The sequence below is a fragment of the Candidatus Palauibacter irciniicola genome (assembly GCF_965208695.1).
In the GTDB taxonomy this organism is placed as follows: domain Bacteria; phylum Gemmatimonadota; class Gemmatimonadetes; order Palauibacterales; family Palauibacteraceae; genus Palauibacter; species Palauibacter irciniicola.
On the sequence record NZ_OZ242352.1, the window covers coordinates 621,080 to 639,060 of the forward strand.

Sequence of the window (17,981 nt, forward strand, 5' to 3'; positions counted from 1 at the left end):
CGATACGTTGCCACAGAGGAACAAACCCTTCGCGGTCTCGATGAGGTCCACCATGTCCAACCTTCCCCATCTCGACTCCTTCGGCGCGCGCGCTTCGCTCGATGCTCCCGGCGGCCCCGTCGCGATCCGCGACCTGCGGGCCGTCGCCTCGGCCACCGGGAGCGACCTGTCGCGCCTTCCGTTCTCGATCAAGGTCGTGCTCGAGAACCTGATCCGGCACGAGGACGGACAGTCCGTGACGGCCGACGACATCGCCGCCATCGCAAACTGGGACGCGCAGACCACGCCCGGCCGGGAACTCTCCTTCCGCCCCGCGCGCGTGCTCCTGCAGGATTTCACCGGCGTGCCCGCCGTGGTGGACCTGGCCGCGATGCGCGACGCGATGGCGGAACTGGGCGGCGATCCCTCCTCGATCAATCCGCTCATGCCGTGCGAACTCGTCATCGACCACTCGGTGCAGGTGGACTCGTTCGGCACGGCGCAGTCGTTCCTCATCAACGCGGAGCGGGAGTTCGAGCGGAACCACGAGCGCTACGCCTTCCTGCGCTGGGGACAGACGGCGTTCGACAACTTCAAGGTCGTCCCGCCGGGCACGGGCATCGTCCACCAGGTGAACCTCGAGTACCTGGCCCGGGTCGTGTTCGACGACGCGACGGGGGGCGAACGCACGGCCTACCCCGACACCGTCGTCGGCACGGACAGCCACACCACGATGATCAACGGCCTCGGCGTCCTCGGGTGGGGCGTGGGCGGCATCGAGGCCGAAGCGGCGATGCTCGGGCAGGCGCTTTCCATGCTCGTCCCGCGCGTGCTCGGCTTCCGGCTCCACGGCCGGCTCCCGGACGGCGCCACGGCGACGGATCTCGTCCTGCGCGTGACGGAAGTCCTGCGCGGGACCGGAGTCGTGGGCAAGTTCGTCGAGTTCTACGGGCCGGGCCTGGCCGGACTCTCGCTCGCGGATCGGGCGACGCTCGGCAACATGTCGCCGGAGTTCGGCTCCACCTGCGCGATGTTCCCCATCGACGGCGAGACGCTCGCCTACCTGCGGTTCACGGGGCGATCCGACGAACAGGTGGCGCTCGTCGAGGCCTACGCGCGCGCCCAGGGTCTCTTTCACGATGAGGACACGCCCGCGGCGGAATACAGCGACCACGTGGAGCTGGACCTCGCGACCGTCGAACCGGCGATTGCCGGCCCGAAGCTGCCCCAGCAGCGCGTGCCGCTGACGGAGAGCAAGCCGCGGTTCCTGGACGCGCTCGACGGGCTGAAGGGGCCGGGCGCCGGGGGGGGCGGCCTCACACAGATGAAGGGCTGGTCCGGCGGGGCCGGCGATGGCGGCGTGGCGGTGGCGGAGGCCCCGGCCGGCGTCGCCGTGCGCCTGACGGACGAACAGGGCGACGCGCACGAGTTCTCACTTCACGACGGGTCCGTGGTCATCGCCGCGATCACGAGTTGCACGAACACCTCGAATCCGTCCGTCATGGTCGGAGCGGGCCTCCTCGCCCGGAAGGCCGTCGAGGCGGGCCTCAGGCAGCGTCCGTGGGTGAAGACGAGCCTCGCGCCGGGCTCGATGGTCGTGACGGAGTACCTCGAGGAAGCCGGCCTCATGCCGTACTTCGAGCAGCTCGGCTTCCACGTCGTGGGCTACGGCTGCACGACCTGCATCGGGAACTCCGGACCGCTCCCGGCCGAGATCTCGAGCGCGATCCGCGAGAACGACCTCGTCGCCTGCTCGGTCCTCTCCGGGAACCGGAACTTCGAGGGCCGCATCAGCCCCGATTCGCGCGCCAACTACCTCGCGTCGCCTCCCCTCGTCGTCGCGTACGCGCTCGCGGGCCGGATGGACATCGACCTGTACAGCGAACCGCTGGGGACGAACGACCGGGGCGAGGAGATCTTCCTGCGCGACATCTGGCCCGGGCAGGACGAGATCAACGAAGCGGTCCGCACCGCCGTGAAGACGGAGATGTTCCGCGCCAAGTACGCGGAGGTGTACGCGGGGGACGAGCGCTGGAACGCGCTGGAGATCCCGATGGGCGACCGCTTCGCGTGGGACGAGGCCTCGACCTACGTGCGGCAGCCGACCTTCTTCGCCGGCATGTCGAAGGAGGCCGCCGCACCCGGGGACATCGAGGGCGCACGCTGCCTCGCGCTCCTCGGCGACGCCGTGACGACGGACCACATCTCCCCGGCCGGCGGGATCGCGCCGACCTCGCCCGCGGCGGACTACCTCCGTTCACACGGCGTGGCCCTCCGGGACTTCAACTCGTACGGGGCGCGGCGCGGAAACCACGAAGTGATGATGCGGGGGACGTTCGCGAACGTCCGGCTCAGGAACCTGATGGTGCCGGGCGTGGAGGGCGGGTTCACCCGCCACGTACCGAGCGGCGAGCAGATGACGATCTTCGACGCCGCCGCGCGCTACCGCGAGGAGGGGACGCCGACGATCGTCCTCGGCGGGGCGCTCTACGGCTCGGGTTCGAGCCGGGACTGGGCGGCCAAGGGGCCCTTCCTCCTGGGCGTGAAGGCCGTCATCGCCGTGAGCTACGAGCGCATCCACCGCTCGAACCTCATCGGGATGGGGATCCTGCCCCTGCGGTTCCGCGACGGCGAGACGGCCGAGACCCTGGGCCTCACGGGCGGCGAGACGTTCCACATCGCGGGCATTGCCGACGGCCTGAAGCCGAAGGACATGATCACCGTCTCGGCGGTCTCCGACGATGGATCGGAAACGCGCTTCGAAGCCATCGCGCGGCTCGATACGGAGGTCGAGGTGGACTACTACCTGAACGGCGGGATCCTCCAGACCGTCCTGCGGCAACAACTGGAGGCCTGAGCCCGATCAGGACCCTCTGATCGCGGCCTCGAGCCACTTCCGGTCCGCCTTCCGCAGGTGGTCCGGCGTTGCGGGCTCCTCGCGCGCTTCCTCGTCAGGGCTCCGGCCGCGGCGGAGGCGGCGCGCGACGATGAACCCGCCGAGGAGGAAGGCCAGACCGGGTCCGGCGTAAACGAAGAGGTTCATCCCTTCGGCCCGCGGCTTGAGGAGGACCCAGGGGCCGTACGCTTCCACGAAGTAGGCCTCGATCTCCTCCGGCGTGCGGCCCTCCGCGAGCATGGTCCGGATCACGTCCTGCATCTCGCGCGCGATGCGGGAGGAGGACTCCGCGATCGACTGCTGGCGGCAGATGGGGCAGCGCAGCGTGGCGCCGATCTCCGCCGTCCGCTGGTCGATTTCGGCGCTGCGGACCGGGTCGCCCGGGGCGGCCGGCCGCTCGATGCCGTCGAGGGCCCCGTCGACGGTCTGGGCGGCGGCGGGCGCCGCGCCGAGGGTCACCCCGGCCGCGGCGAGCACGGCGGCGGCGAATGCGACGCGCGACATCAGCTTCCCGCCGGACCGGCGGTGCGCCGGGCGACGAGCAGCGAGTCCACCTTCCGCTCGACGAGGTCCCAGGTCACCGCGAGATCGTGCCGCAGCGCGACCACGCCGTCCGCGCCGATGAAGTAGGTCTCGGGCACCCCGTACACGCCGTATTCGATCGCGGTCCGGCTCCCCGGATCCGTGACGAGCGGCCACTCCCCGCCCAGCTCCTCGATGAAGCGCATCCCGTTCGCCGGCGTGTCCTGGAAGAGGACGCCGACGAGCGCCACCTCCTCCGGATCGTACGTCTCGCGCAGCCGCACGAGCACCGGGTGCTCGGCGATGCACGGGATGCACCACGAGGCCCAGTAGTTGAGCACGACGACCTTTCCCTCGAAGTCGCTCAGGCTCACCGAATCGCTCGGGTTGTAGAGGTCGGCGAGCCGGAACGCGGGCGCCTCGCGCCCTTCGAGCGCGGACGGAAGCCGCCGCTGGTCCTGGCCCAGCCCCCAGTAGAGGAGCGCCAGGACGGGCACGGCCGCCAGGGGCAGGGCCCACCGCCACCAGCCCTTCATGCCGCGGCCGCCGGATCGGCGAGCAGTTCGGTCCTCGCGGCCCGCACCCGGCTCCGGCCCCAGGGCCAGATCGCGATCAGGGCGCCCACGCCCATGATCATGCCCCCGATCCAGAGCCAGACGATCCCCGGATTCACGATCGCCCGCACCGTCGCGTGCGCTCCGCGTTCCGGGTCTACCGCCATCAGCGTGAGATAGAGGTCGCTCGTGAGCGAACTCTTCACGGCGGGCGTCGCGATGTTCTGCGCGGTCGCGGTGTAGAAGTTGATCCGCGGCCGCTCTTCGCCGATCTCCCGCCCGTTACGAAACGCCGTGAACGTCGCGCCGATGACGAACCGGTGCGGTTCCTCGCGCCCCCACACCTCGACGAGTTCCACCTCGTAGTCCTCGATCGCCAGCCTTTCGCCGGGCCGGAGCGTCATCTCCCGTTCCGTCTTCCACGTCCACGAGACGGAGATCGCGAGCGCGATGACGATCACCCCCACGTGCACGATGTAGCCGCCGTAGCGCTGGCCCGTGCGCGCGAACAGGTCCCGCAGCGCGCCGAGGAACGAGCGCTCCGCGATCCTCCGCCGCGCCGCGATCCCCTTCCGGAACTCGTCCGCGATCGTCGTCAGCACGAAGGCGGCGAAGGCGATCGTGAGAACGGGGAGGAAATACCCGATGCCGAGCGCGAAGGCGAGAAGCCCCGCCGCCGCTCCGACGATGGCCGGCCACACGAACGACCGCTTCAACTGCTCACGCCCGGCCCGCCGCCACGGGAGCGCCGGCCCGACCCCCATCAGAAAGATGAGCGCCAACCCGATGGGGCTCGCGACCTGGTCGAAGTACGGCGGACCCACGCTGATCCGGTCGCCCCGCAGCGCCTCCACGACGAGCGGCCACATCGTGCCGAGGAGGACCGTGAAGGTGAAGCCGACGAAGAGGAGGTTGTTGAGGATGAAGGCGGACTCGCGCGAGGCGGGACTCTCCACCTGGCCCGGCGCCCGCAGGCGGTTGCTCCTCCACCCGATGAGGGCCAGCGACGCGATCGCCACCACGGCGATGAAGGCGAGGAACACGGGCCCGATGACGCCCTCGGTGAAGGCGTGCACCGAGTCGATGACGCCCGACCGCGTGAGGAACGTCCCGAACAGGGTGAGGAGGAAGGTCGAGATCATCAGCGTGAGGTTCCACGTCTTCAGCATCCCCCGCCGTTCCTGGACCATCGCGGAGTGCAGGAAGGCGGTGGCCGTAAGCCACGGGAGGAAGGACGCGTTCTCCACCGGATCCCACGCCCAGGCGCCCCCCCAGCCCAGGACCTCGTACGACCACCAGCCGCCACCGATGATTCCCATGGTGAGGAAGGCCCACGCCGCGACCATCCAGCGGCGGGCGTCCCGCAGCCAGCGCGCCTCGACGTTCCCCCGCAGAAGCGCGGCGATCGCGAACGCGAAGGGCACCGTCATCCCCACGAACCCGAAGTAGAGCATGGGCGGATGCAGGCCCATGAGCGGGTGGTTCTGGAGGAGGGGATTGGGTCCGGGGCCGTTGGCCGGCACGGGATCCACGATGCCGAACGGATTCGCCGCGCCCGCCAGGAGTCCGAAGAAGAAGAGTTGCACGGCGCCGATGACGCCGAGGACGAGCGGGGTCGTGCGGAGGCCGTGCGCGAGCCCGCCGCCGAGCGCGGTCAGGCGTTCCCCGGCCGCCCGCAGCGCCCCGAACTCGCGGCGGCGGGTGAAGGCGAAGAGCGCCCCGTACCCGGCGAGAATCCAGCCCCAGAAGAGGATCGAGCCCTCGAGGCTGCTCCAGAGCGAGATCGCCGTGTAGTAGGTCGGCGTCTCGCGGCTCCCCACGCGCGCCACGTACTCGACGCTGAAGTCGTGCGTGAGGAGGGCGACCTCCATCACGAGCATGCCGCCGGACATCGCGAAGAAGGCGAAGTAGGCGGCGCGGCGGGCCAGGGCCGCCGACACTTCCCCGCCGGAGCGTGACAGGCCGGCCCAGCCGCCGGCCACCGTGGCCACCGCGGCGGCCAGGAGCGCCGCGATGACGGACGCGTAGCCGAGCGTGCTCAGCATTTCAGTTTTCGAGGAGGGACTTGTAGACCTGGCCCGCGTCGTCCGCGTGCTCCGGAGGGGCGTATTCGTTCGAGTGCTTCACCATCAGGTTCGTGGCGCGGAAGACGCCATCGTCCCCGTAGGCCCCCTCGACGACGACGCCCATCCCCGGCTGGAACATGGAGGGGGGCGCGCCCGTGCTCTCGACGGGGATCTCGATGTTCTCCTCGCTGATGACGAAACGCAGTCGGGCGGACTCCGGACTCCAGTCCACGCTTCCCGGCTTGACCTGGCCCCCGAGCCGGATCGGCTGGTCCACGACCTCGACTCCGCGCGCCTCCAGTTCGGCGGGCGTGAGGAAGAACACCATGTTCTCGTTCAACCCGCCCGCCGCGAGCACCGTGATCGCCACCGCGATCGCCCCGAGCCCCGCCAGCATCCAGAGTTTCCGTCTCAACGTTCCCTCGCCTTCGAAGACCATCGTGCGGATTGCCCCGCAAGATGCACGTTCCGCCCCGCGCTTGCCACAGCACCGCCGAGGCGCGAACCTCGCGGAGGTAGACCCGCACTTGCCTCGAAGAAGGAGAGTCCCCGTCGTGCTCCGCGTTACACTCGCATTCGTCTCGCTCACCGCCTACGGAGGGCTTGAGGGTCAGCAGGGGCAGCCGGATGCGGCCTGTCCCGAATACGGCGAGGGGCTCGGGTCGCCGATGGAGACGGTGCGATACCTGGCGGACGATGCGCTCGGGGGCCGGTTGTCCGGGAGCGCGGGCGAGCGGTGCGCGGGCGACTACATCGCCGCGATGTTCGCCTCGCTCGGGCTCGAGCCGGGCGGGGAGGACGGGTTCTTCCAGGAGCTTCCGCTCGCGAGCGCCGCGCAGCCGCACGCGCCGCCGGGCCGGGGACGCAACGTCGTCGGGATCCTGAGGGGGAGCGATCCCGAGTTGCGCGAGAGCGCCGTTGTGGTGGGCGCGCACTACGACCACCTGGGGTTGGGCGAGTTCGGGAGCACCGGGGAGGCGGGCGAGATCCACAACGGGGCGGACGACAACGCCTCGGGAGTGGCGGCCGTCCTCGCGGCGGCGCGCGCGCTGCGCGGCGGGCTCCGTCCGGCGCGGTCGATCGTGTTCATCGCCTTCACGGGAGAGGAACTCGGACTGATCGGCTCGGCCTGGTACGCGAACCACCCCGCGATTCCGCTGGAGGAGACCGTGGCCATGGTCAACCTCGACATGGTGGGGCGGCTCGAGGACGACGAGTTGATCGTGTACGGGATGGGAACGGCGCCGGAGTGGGAGGAGATCGTCCCCGCGGCGAACGCGGATCTCGGGATTCCGCTCGCCTGGGAGGAGGCCGGGTTCGGACCCAGCGACCACACTTCGTTCTACGCGAACGAGATCCCCGTCCTCCACTTCTTCACGAACGTGCACGCCGATTATCACCGGCACACGGACGACGCGGAGAAGATCGACGCGCCCGGCCTCGGACGGGTGGCGCGCCTGACGGAAAACGTCGTGCGGACGCTTGCCAACCGGACGGAGCGTCTGGCCGTCATTCCGGGCGTGGGAGAGCGGGAGCAGCGCGCGAGCGGGTCCGGGGCCTGGCTCGGGACCGTGCCCGACTTCACGCCCGTCGACGTCGGGGTACTCCTCGCAGGGGTCACGGAGGGGTCGCCCGCGGCGGGCGGCGGCCTCGCCAGAGGAGATGTCCTCATCGGTCTCGGCGACTACGAGGTCGAGGATCTGCAGGCGTTCACGGACGCCCTCGCCGCGTACCGGCCGGGCGACGAGGTCGTGCTCCGCTATCTGCGTGACGGCGAGGAACGCCAGGCGACCGTGCGGCTCGGCGACCGGGCCGACCGGCCCCAATGAACCGGGCCGCGGCGTGCCCGCGCTGCGGGAGCCCCGCGTCGGGCAACTTCTGCGCGCAATGCGGGGCCCCGCTCGCCCGGCGCGCGGGATGTCCGGCCTGTCAGGCTCCGCTCCGGCAGGACGCCCTCTACTGCACCGCATGCGGTACGCCCGTGGGCGCTCCGCCGCGGAAGCCTCGCTCGGCCCTGCTCCCGTGGGTCCTCTCGGGCCTCGGGCTCGCGGTCTTCTCGGTGATGATCGCCGTGCTCGTCCAGCGGGGAAGCGTGACGCGGGTCGGAGACATGACGATGACGGGCGGCCTCCCGGGCGAGACGATGGGCGGCGCCCCGGCGGCCGAGGCGGCGGGCGACGCCGGGGGCGCCGGCATGCCGAGCATGGAGGAACTCGCGGCCATGGGCCCGCGAGGGGTCGCGGACCGGCTCTTCGAGCGCGTGATGCGGGAGCACGAGGGCGGCGACTTCGAGCGCGCCGCCTTCTTCATCGACATGGCGTTGCAGGCGTACGACGCCGTCCCTCCCGAGGAGATCGACGCCGATGCACGGTTCCACGTCGGCCTCCTCCGTCTCCTCACGGGAGCGTCCGGTCTCGCCCGGGAACAGGCGGATGAGATCCTCGCCGCGCATCCGGACCACCTGCTGGGGCTCCTGCTCGCCGCGCGCGCGGCCGACTTCGAGGAGGACGCCGAGGGGGCGGAGGCGTTCAGAGCCCGAATCCGGGAGCGGGTGGCGGAGGCCGGGGGGATCCCGGACCTCCCCGAATACCAGGCGCACCGAACGCTGATCGAGGGCGTGCTGCAGACGGACGGCGGAGACGGAGGGGGCGGCACGTGACCGGCTCCGGGGCGAACGGGCGCACGCCCGCGCAGGCCGTGAGCGGGCGGATGGCTGACCTGCGCGACGAGTTCGTCGATTTCATCTCTCAACTCGTGCTCGAGGAATCCCCTTCCACCGACCCGGAGGCCCAGCGCGGCATCCGCGCGATCCTCACGGAGACCCTGAGCGACCTCGGTCTGGACGTAGAGCACATCCCGGGGCAGGCGAGCGGCGGCCACCTGCTGGCGCGCAGCGGCGCGGCGGCGAGCGGGGCACAACTTCTCGTCGGACACATGGACACGGTGTGGCCCATCGGCACGCTGCGGGAAATGCCCGTGCGGGTATCGGACGGGCGCCTCACGGGTCCCGGCGCCTTCGACATGAAGACCGGACTCGCGATCGGCGTGTTCGCGCTGCGGGCGCTCCGGGACGTCGGGCTGGACGCGGGCGTCGCACCCGTCTTCTTCATCAACTCGGACGAGGAGATCGGGAGCCCCGAATCCGAGCCGCTGATTCGCGATCTCGCGCGCGGCGCGTCACGGGCGTTCGTCCTCGAACCGGCGCTGGGCCCCGGCGGCCGGCTCAAGACGCGGCGCAAGGGGATCGGCCAGTACCGCGTCGAGGTCGCGGGACGGAGTTCGCACGCGGGACTCGCCCCGGAAGAGGGGGCGTCGGCGATCCTCGAACTCGCCCACGCGATCCGGCGGATCGACCGCCTGGCGGACCCCGGGGCCGGGACGACGATGAACGTGGGCGTCATCGAGGGAGGCTCCCGCTCCAACGTCGTCGCGGCGCATGCGAGTTGCGAGGTGGACGTGCGCGTGTGGACGGCCACCGAGGCCGACCGCATCCGCGAGGGGATGTTCGGACTGGAGCCCACGGTGCCGGGGACGCGGATCACGGTCACGGAGGTGGCCAGACGCGGGCCGCTGGAGCGCACCCCGCGCAACGTGGCGCTCTGGGAGCGGGCGCTCCGGGTGGCGGACGAGATCGGCCTCGAACTCGAGGAGGGATCGGCGGGCGGCGGCTCGGACGGTAACTTGACGAGCCAGTACACGGCGACGCTCGACGGGCTGGGAGCCGTGGGCGACGGCGCCCATGCCCGGCACGAGTTCGTGTGGATCGACCGGGCCGTGGAGCGCGTCGCGTTGCTGGCGGGGCTGATCGCGGCGCCGTAGCGGCACCCGGCGCGCCGGAGAGCTTCGAGAGGCGGCTTCGACGAGATGTTCTTTCGACAGATTTTCGACGACACGCTCGCGCAGTACGCGTACCTCATCGGGTGCCAGCGTACCGGAGACGCGATCCTCTTCGATCCCCAGCGCGACATCGACCGCTACGCGGACCTCGCGGCGAGCGAGGACCTGCGGATCGTCGCCGTGGCCGAGACGCACATTCACGCCGATTTCCTCTCCGGCGCGAGGGAGTTCGCGGAACGCTTCGGCACCCGGCTCTACCTGTCGGATGAGGGCGGTCCCGAGTGGCGGTACGAGTGGGCCCGCGACGGGGGCTACGACCACGTGCCGCTGCGGGACGGTACCCGCTTCGAGACCGGCGACATCGACTTCCGGGCGCTGCATACGCCGGGACACACGCCCGAGCACCTGTCGTTTCTGGTCACGGACCGCGGGGCGGGGGCCGACGAGCCCATGGGTCTCCTCTCGGGGGACTTCGTCTTCGTCGGCGACCTCGGCCGGCCGGACCTGCTCGAGACGGCGGCGCGGGTCACGGGGGCGATGACGCCCGCGGCGCGCCGGCTGTACGGCTCGGTGCGGAGCTTCCTCGACCTGCCCGACTACCTGCAGGTGTGGCCGGCCCACGGCGCCGGTTCCTCGTGCGGAAAGGCGCTCGGGGCCGTGCCGGAGACGACCGTGGGTTACGAACGACGTTTCAGTCCGGCGATCGCCGCGGCGCTGAAGGGAGAGGACGCGTTCGTCTCCCATATCCTCGAGGGACAGCCCGAGCCGCCGATGTACTTCGCCCGGATGAAGCGGGACAACCGCGATGGCGCCCCCGTCCTGGGCGGCCTTCCGCGCCCGCGCCGCGTCTCGCCGCGGGAGGCGGCATCTCGCGCCCGGGCGGGTTCGAGCGCCGCGGACGTCGTGATCGACACGCGGCCGGACCGGTCCGCGTTCATGGCTCGGCACCTCCCGGGGTCGGTCTACGTTCCCCTCACGAAGTCGTTCTGCACCGCGGCGGGCTCGATCCTGCCGGAGGGCGCGGCGGTCACCCTCGTCATCGATGAGACGGATCTCGAGTGGGCGGTGCGGCGCCTGGTGCGGATCGGGTTCGACGATGTGACGGGTTTCGTGGAGCACGAAGCGCTCGACCGGTACTTTGCCGAGGGCGGGGAGGCGGCCGCGATTCCGGAGATCGACCTGCGGGCGGCAAGCCGGCTGTCGACGGGCGGGCAGGGCGACGTGCTCGACGTGAGATACGCGGCGGAGTACGCGGCGTCACACCTGCCGGGGGCGGTCAACGCCTCCTACACGCGGCTGCCCGACTACGCGGACCGGCTGCCGCCGAACGGTTCGCTGCTCGTACATTGCCTGAGCGGAGCGCGGGCCGCGGTGGCCGCGAGCTACCTGGCCCGCGAGGGGCGCGACGTCCACTACATCAACGACCTGTTCACCGCGTATGCGGGATCGCTCGAAACCGGAGGACCCTGAATCATGGTCACAGTCATGAAGATCCGACCGCTTGCCGCCGCCTTCGTCGTGTTCGCCCTGGCCGGGGCGACCGCTCCCGCGGCCCTCGCCGCGCAGGGATTCGGCACTTCGGTGCTCGCGGGCGGGGGCGAAGTTCTGGTGGGGGAGCCCACCTCCGAGCGTGAGCCCGGAAGCGTGCGCGTCTTCCGGGACGGCCGCTGGACCGAGGTCCAGGCGCTGACCGCGCCGAACGCGGCGGTACGAGATGGCTTCGGGGCGGCGCTGGCGTCCGGCGGCCCGCACCTGTTCGTGGGCGCGCCGGGGGCGGGCGCCGTGCACGTGTTCGAGCGCGAGGATGCCGAATGGCGGCACGTCGCGGAGATCGCCTCACCGGGCCTGGAGGCGTTCGGGCGCTCGCTGGCCGCCGGGGATACGCACCTGCTTGTGGCGGCCTCGGACGGCGCCGGCGGGCAGGGCGTCGTCGTTGCCTATCGGCGTGTGAACGGAGGCTGGGAGGAGGAAGCACGCCTGGTGGCGGACGGCGCGGCGGCGGGGTTCGGGGCCTCGATCGCGCTCGGCGCCGACCTCGCGCTCGTCGGCGCGCCACTCGTCAACGAAGGTCGCGGCGAAGCGTACCTCTTCGGCTTCGAGGCGGACGCGGGCTGGCAGCGCGTCGCGCGGTTCGGCGGCGACGGCGGCGACGCGGGGCGCGCCTTCGGGTCCGCGGTCGCGTTCGCGGGCGAGGAGGCGCTGGTCGGCGCGGCCGGTCAGGATGCGGGTCTCGGCGCCATCCACCGTTTTGCGATGGACGCCGCCAACGAATGGCGCTTGGCGGGAACGATCTCGCCGGACAACCAGCCTCCCGCCGCGTTCGGCGCCGCGCTCGCCGTGGATGGCGCGACCATGTGGGTCGGCGCCCCGCTGGCCGGCGGAAGGGGTCTCGTGTATCGGGTTGAACGCTCCGAGGACGGCTGGACCGTCAGGGCCGGGTACGACATGCCGGGCCGGGAACCGGTGCAGGTGGGACGCGTGGTGGCCGCGGGGAACCGCCGGGTGGTCGCGGGTCTGCCCGCCGACGACTTCGGGGCCGGGTCCGCCGTGCTCATGGACGCCCGGTCCAACGGGTTGATCCGGCTCGTGAGCGAGCAGGTCGGGCTCTCCTCCATCTCCGGCGGACAGATCGACTGCGAGGAGGGGCTCGCGCAGGGCTTCGACTGCGACCGCGTGGATCTCCTCTCCTTCATCCCCCGGGAAGAACTCGGCGCCCCCCGCGGCATCCGCCTCAACGACGTGTGGGGCTGGACCGATCCGCTGACGGGAAGGGAATACGCGCTCGTGGGCCGCATGGACGGCATCGCGTTCGTCGACGTCACGGATGCGTTCAACCCGCGGTATCTGGGCAACTTCGCCAAGACGCCGGGGACCCGGTCGAACACGTGGCGCGACATGAAGGTGTTCAGGGACCACATGTTCGTCGTCGCCGACGGGGCGGGGCAGCACGGGATGCAGGTCTTCGACCTCACCCAGTTGCGCGACGTCGCGGAGCCCCGGGAGTGGGAGCCCACGGCGCTGTATGAAGAGGTCGCCTCGGTCCACAACGTCGCGATCAACGAGGAGACGGGCTTCGCGTACCTGGTGGGCGCGTCGGGCGGAGGCGAGACGTGCGGCGGCGGTTCGCACATCGTCGACATCAACGACCCGCTCAATCCCGTGTTCGTCGGCTGCTTCGCCCATCCCAACACCGGGCGCCGCAACACCGGGAACTCGCACGACACGCAGTGCGTGATCTACCACGGCCCCGACGAGGACTACGCGGGCCGCGAGATCTGCGTGAATGCGAACGAGACGGCGATCTCGATCGCGGACGTGACGGACAAGTCGAACCCCGTCGCCGTGGCGCGCGCCGAATACCCGAACGTGGCCTACGCGCACCAGGGCTGGCTCACGGAAGACCACGCGTACTTCTACTCCAACGACGAACTCGACGAGGTGAGCGGGCAGGTGGACGCGACGCGGACCCTCGTGTGGGATCTGCGGGACCTCGACGATCCGCTCCTCGTCCGGGAGTACTACAGCGAGACGAAGGTCACGGACCACAACCTCTACGTGCGGGGCGACCGGCTCTACATGTCGAACAACCGCGCCGGGCTGCGCGTGCTCGATATCAGCGACCCGGAGAACCCGATGGAGGCGGGGAGCTTCGATACCACGCCCTGGGGCGAGGACGCGGCGGGCTTCGACGGCACGTGGAGCGTCTATCCGTACTTCGAGAGCGGGACGATCCTCCTCTCGAGCCGGCGCGAGGGACTGTTTCTCGTGAAGGCGCGGGACGAGCGGCTCGTTCCCTGACCGATGTGTTCCGTCCTCGGCATCTTCGAGATCGAACCCGGCGCCGCGGGTCTCCGCCGCCGGGCGCTCGACCTCTCGCGGCGCCAGCGGCACCGGGGGCCGGACTGGAGCGGCATCTACGCGGGCGAGCGGGCCATCCTCGCCCACGAGCGGCTCTCCATCGTCGACGTGGAGAGCGGCGCGCAGCCCCTGTTCGGCCCCGACCGCACGACGGTGCTCGCGGTCAACGGGGAGATCTACAACCACCGGGCGCTGGAGCGGGGCGCGGCGCGGGGCTATCCGTTCCGCACCCGCTCGGACTGTGAAGTCATCCTCGCCCTGTACGAAGGGCGGCCCGACGCCCCCGCGGAGTGGCTCAACGAACTGAGCGGGATCTTCGCGTTCGCGCTCTACGACGAGACGCGCGACCGCTACCTGATCGCGCGCGATCCCATCGGCGTCATGCCGCTCTACACGGGACGGGACGCGGAGGGCCGCTTCTACGTGGCCTCCGAGATGAAGGCGCTCATCGACACCTGTCCCGAGATCCACGACTTCCCGCCGGGCCACATGCTCGACAGCGGCAGCGGCGATGGGCGGCCGGTGCCGTACTACCGGCCGGGGTGGCGCGAGTACGACGCGGTGGCGGGCGGATCGACGGACCCCGCGCGCGTGCGCGGCGCGCTGGAGGAGGCGGTGCACCGGCAGCTCATGTCGGACGTGCCCTACGGCGTGCTGCTGTCGGGCGGCCTCGACTCGTCGATCATCTCCGCGCTGGCCATGAAGTTCTCGCGCCGGCGCGTGGAGACGGGGGATGCCGAGGAGGCCTGGTGGCCGCGGCTGCATTCGTTCGCCATCGGGCTCGAGGGGGCGCCGGACGTGGCGGCGGCGCGGGCGGCGGCGGACGCGATCGGCACCGTGCATCACGAGATCGTGTACACGCTTCAGGAGGGGCTCGACGCGATCTCCGACGTCATCCGGCACCTGGAGACGTTCGACGTGACGACGGTGCGGGCGTCCACGCCGATGTACCTCATGGCCCGCCGCATCAAGGCGATGGGGATCAAGATGGTGCTCTCGGGCGAGGGCGCCGACGAGGTCTTCGGCGGCTACCTCTACTTCCACAAGGCCCCCGACGCACGGGCGTTCCACGACGAGACCGTCCGCAAGCTGGACCAGCTCCACAAGTACGACTGCCTGCGCGCGAACAAGTCGATGGCCGCGTGGGGCGTGGAGGCGCGCGTCCCCTTCCTCGACCGCGAGTTCCTCGATGTGGCCATGGCCCTCGACCCGGAGTCGAAGCGGCCGGCGGAGGGCCGCATGGAGAAGCACATCCTGCGCGAGGCGTTCGAGGGACTCGTCCCGGACGAGATCCTGTGGCGCCAGAAGGAACAGTTCTCCGACGGGGTGGGCTACTCCTGGATCGACAGCCTGAAGGAGATGGCGGAGGGCGAGATCGGCGACGGACAGCTCGCGAGGGCGGCCGCGCGGTTCCCCACCAACACGCCGCTCACGAAGGAAGCGTATCTCTACCGCTCGATCTTCGCGTCGCACTTCCCCGGCGAGCCGGCCGTCCGCTGCGTCCCGGAGGGTCCGAGCATCGCCTGCAGCACGCCCGCCGCGATCGCCTGGGACCCCGCCTTCGCCGGCATGGCCGACCCCTCGGGCCGCGCCGTGCAGGGCGTCCACGCCCACAGCTACTGATCCGCCTAGCGGTATCGCCTGCGGGACAGGCATTTTAGGCCACCCCGACGCAGTCACCCGAATGACGAAGGTGGAGCAATGATGTACCGCAGACCCCCGATTATCCCACGCCTCGCGCTTCTCACCCTCCTCGGTTTCGCGGCGAATGTTCCGGCCGCGGCGCAGGAGGCGGTTTCGGTCGAGATCGTGCCGGGCGCCCTGTCGCTCGCGGTCGGGGAGGAGGCCACCCTGGAGGCCCGCGTCCTGGACGCCGATGGGAACGCCGTCGATGCCCAGGTTCTGTTCTTCCCAGCGTTCGCGGACGGACGGAGCGGGAGCGCGCGGCAGAGCATCGACGTGGACCGGGCGACGGGCCGGATCCGGGCGGTCAAGGGCGGTGAGTTTCTGATCTCCGCCATCGTCGCGACGGCGCGCGACCTGCGCGGCGAGGCGATGGTGAGCGTGGCTTTTCCCCCGCTCGACCGGATCGACGTGACGCCGTCGGGCGGGTCGACGTATGTCGGCGTCGCGACGCGTCACCGGGCGACGCTGCTCGACACCGCGGAGGACGAGCGTGACGGCGAGATCCGCTGGTCCACCTCCGACGAGGGCGTCGCGACCGTGGACCGCTTCGGCATCGTCACCGCGCTCGCGCCCGGGCAGTTCGCGCTGCGGGTGGAAGCGGAAGGCATCGCGGCGGAGGTCTCCTACGAGGTCAGGGAGAACCCCGCGGCTCGCCTGACGGTGTCCGGGAGCGCCGAGCGGGCGCGAACGGGCGACGTCGTGCGGTTCGAGGCGACCGTCGAGGACGCGATGGGCGGCGCGGTGGGCGACCTGCCGGTCGCCTGGACCGTGATGTCGGACCCCTCCATCGAGGCGACGGCGGACATTCCTCCGGCGGAGATCGATGAGCAGGGCCGGTTCGTGGCCTACTTCCCCGGCGTGTACACGGTCGTCGCCAACGTGCCGGGCCGTGCCGCGCGCACCTCGCTGGAAATCCATCCGCGGCACGCCTCGCAGGAGGTCACGTTCGTGGGGCACGGACAGGTCAACAACGAGCGCACCTCGGACCTGTGGGTGTGGGAGGGCGTCGACGGCCGCGACTACGCGATCACGGGCACGCACGCCGCGGCGGGCGCCGTCTATTTCTGGGATGTGACGGATCCGGCGAGTCCCGTCCTCACGGACTCCGTCGTGGTCGATGCGCGCACGACGAACGACGTGAAGGTGAGCGAGGACGGGGAGGTCTGCGTGATCTCGCGCGAGGGCGCGTCGAACCGCCGCAACGGGATCGTCATCCTCGACTGCCGGAACCCGCGGGACGTGACGACGATCTCCGTGTTCGACGACGAGCTTACCGGCGGCGTCCACAACCTCTTCATCCACGACGGTCACGTGTACGCGGTGAACAACGGGCGCCGCTTCGACGTCATCAACATCGAGGACCCGGCCAGCCCGCACCGCGTGGGCCGGTTCGAACTCGACACGCCGGGGCACGCGATCCACGACATCTGGATCGTGGACGGGATCGCGTACACGTCGAACTGGGGCGACGGGGTCGTGCTCATCGACGTGGGGGGCGGCGACCGCGGCGGCTCTCCGTCCAATCCCGTGGAGATCGCGCGCTTCCGCGACATCGGCGGGCGGACGCACGCGGCCTTCCCGTACCGGAGTCCCACCGGACGCTTCTACGTGTTCATGGGAGACGAGGCGGGGCGTCCGCGCTTCGACGGGCAGGATCCGGAGCGCACGCCGCAGTTCATGTCGGGCTACATCCACGTGGTGGACTTCACGGACCCCGACAACCCGGAGGAGGTCGCGCGTTACGAGATCCCGGAGGCGGGTTCGCACAACATGTGGATCGAGGACGACAAGCTCTACGCGGCGTTCTACAACGGCGGGCTGCGGGTGCTCGACATCTCCGGGGAACTCAAGGGGAACCTGGGCGAGCAGGGCCGGGAGATCGCGCGCTACCTGGCGTACGATCCGGACGGCGTGGTGGCGAACGCGCCCTTCACCTGGGGGCCGCAGATCCACAAGGGGAACCTCTTCTTCGCGGAGTACTTCAGCGGGCTGTGGGCGGTGAAGCTCCAGCCGCGCCAGGAACTCGTCCCGTAGCCGGATTGAACTCCGTGCGAATATCCGCCCGGATCAACGGCAGCGCGTGGTCCGGGGACGTGGAGCCGCGGCTGCTCCTGTCGGATTTCCTGCGCTCCGAGGTCGGGCTCACCGGCACGCACGTGGGGTGCGAGCACGGGGTGTGCGGGGCGTGCACCGTGCAGTTGGACGGGGAGCCGGTGCGGGCCTGCCTCATGTTCGCCGTGCAGATCGACGGGCACGAGGTGACGACGGTCGAGGGGCTCGCCGCGGCGGCGCCCGGGGAAGCGATCTCCGTCGAACAGTTGCACCCGGTCCAGCGGGCCCTGCACGAGGCGCACGGTCTGCAGTGCGGCTTCTGCACCCCGGGCATCCTGATGACGGCGGAGGCCTTCCTGCGTGAGAACCCGGCGCCTTCGCGGGAGGAGATCCGCGAGGCGGTGTCCGGCCACCTGTGCCGCTGCACCGGCTACCACAACATCGTGGAAGGCGTAGCGCTCGCGGCCGAACGCCTCGCGGCGGACGGCCCCGGCGCCGACCGGGACGGCGACCGTTGAGCCGGATGGGCCG

13 protein-coding genes are annotated in these 17,981 nt (G+C 70.9%); 9 read left to right on the forward strand and 4 right to left on the reverse strand.

Translation table 11 applies throughout. From position 1 onward, the window contains the following. The first annotated feature begins 52 nt into the window (after positions 1–52). Positions 53–2,836, forward strand: a complete 2,784-nt coding sequence (gene acnA, locus ACOGI9_RS02530) for an aconitate hydratase AcnA (protein WP_419858334.1) — start codon at positions 53–55, stop codon at positions 2,834–2,836. 6 nt (positions 2,837–2,842) lie between these two features. Here acnA and ACOGI9_RS02535 read toward each other — a convergent pair whose 3' ends face one another. Genes ACOGI9_RS02535 through ACOGI9_RS02550 form a run of 4 tightly spaced genes read right to left on the reverse strand, consistent with a single transcriptional unit; the run spans position 2,843 to position 6,432 of the window. Continuing rightward, on the reverse strand, positions 2,843–3,379 hold the full coding sequence (locus tag ACOGI9_RS02535; protein WP_419858335.1) for a cytochrome c-type biogenesis protein: 537 nt from the start codon (positions 3,377–3,379) through the stop codon (positions 2,843–2,845). Continuing rightward, complete coding sequence (locus ACOGI9_RS02540) at positions 3,379–3,933, reverse strand: TlpA family protein disulfide reductase (RefSeq protein WP_419858336.1); 555 nt, start codon at positions 3,931–3,933, stop codon at positions 3,379–3,381. The genes ACOGI9_RS02535 and ACOGI9_RS02540 overlap by 1 nt, the downstream gene beginning before the upstream one ends. Further along, positions 3,930–5,996, reverse strand: coding sequence for a heme lyase CcmF/NrfE family subunit (locus tag ACOGI9_RS02545; protein WP_419858337.1), 2,067 nt, complete (start codon positions 5,994–5,996; stop codon positions 3,930–3,932). The genes ACOGI9_RS02540 and ACOGI9_RS02545 overlap by 4 nt, the downstream gene beginning before the upstream one ends. A 1-nt stretch (position 5,997) precedes the next feature. Then, positions 5,998–6,432 carry a cytochrome c maturation protein CcmE gene (locus ACOGI9_RS02550; protein ID WP_419858338.1) on the reverse strand — a complete coding sequence of 145 codons (435 nt, stop codon included), beginning with the start codon at positions 6,430–6,432 and terminating at the stop codon, positions 5,998–6,000. A 139-nt stretch (positions 6,433–6,571) separates the two neighbouring features. Between ACOGI9_RS02550 and ACOGI9_RS02555 the strand changes: the two genes are divergently transcribed. The 8 genes from ACOGI9_RS02555 to ACOGI9_RS02590 all read left to right on the forward strand — a co-directional run bounded on the left by ACOGI9_RS02555 (position 6,572) and on the right by ACOGI9_RS02590 (position 17,968). Then, positions 6,572–7,846 (forward strand): M20/M25/M40 family metallo-hydrolase, encoded by a 1,275-nt coding sequence (locus tag ACOGI9_RS02555; protein ID WP_419858339.1) that lies wholly within the window; start codon positions 6,572–6,574, stop codon positions 7,844–7,846. A gap of 152 nt (positions 7,847–7,998) precedes the next feature. Beyond that, positions 7,999–8,676, forward strand: a complete 678-nt coding sequence (locus tag ACOGI9_RS02560; RefSeq protein ID WP_419858340.1) for a hypothetical protein — start codon at positions 7,999–8,001, stop codon at positions 8,674–8,676. Continuing rightward, entirely contained in the window at positions 8,673–9,836 is a 1,164-nt protein-coding gene (locus ACOGI9_RS02565; RefSeq protein ID WP_419858341.1) for a M20 family metallopeptidase, read from the forward strand. The genes ACOGI9_RS02560 and ACOGI9_RS02565 overlap by 4 nt, the downstream gene beginning before the upstream one ends. 45 nt (positions 9,837–9,881) lie before the next feature. Beyond that, positions 9,882–11,324 carry an MBL fold metallo-hydrolase gene (locus ACOGI9_RS02570; RefSeq protein ID WP_419858342.1) on the forward strand — a complete coding sequence of 481 codons (1,443 nt, stop codon included), beginning with the start codon at positions 9,882–9,884 and terminating at the stop codon, positions 11,322–11,324. Between the two features lie 15 nt (positions 11,325–11,339). Further along, on the forward strand, positions 11,340–13,652 hold the full coding sequence (locus tag ACOGI9_RS02575; RefSeq protein WP_419858343.1) for a choice-of-anchor B family protein: 2,313 nt from the start codon (positions 11,340–11,342) through the stop codon (positions 13,650–13,652). 3 nt (positions 13,653–13,655) lie between these two features. Continuing rightward, on the forward strand, positions 13,656–15,335 hold the full coding sequence (asnB, locus tag ACOGI9_RS02580) for an asparagine synthase B (RefSeq protein WP_419858344.1): 1,680 nt from the start codon (positions 13,656–13,658) through the stop codon (positions 15,333–15,335). A gap of 78 nt (positions 15,336–15,413) precedes the next feature. After that, complete coding sequence (locus tag ACOGI9_RS02585) at positions 15,414–17,432, forward strand: Ig-like domain-containing protein (RefSeq protein ID WP_419858345.1); 2,019 nt, start codon at positions 15,414–15,416, stop codon at positions 17,430–17,432. Between the two features lie 5 nt (positions 17,433–17,437). Then, complete coding sequence (locus tag ACOGI9_RS02590; protein ID WP_419858346.1) at positions 17,438–17,968, forward strand: (2Fe-2S)-binding protein; 531 nt, start codon at positions 17,438–17,440, stop codon at positions 17,966–17,968. Positions 17,969–17,981 lie beyond the last annotated feature (13 nt).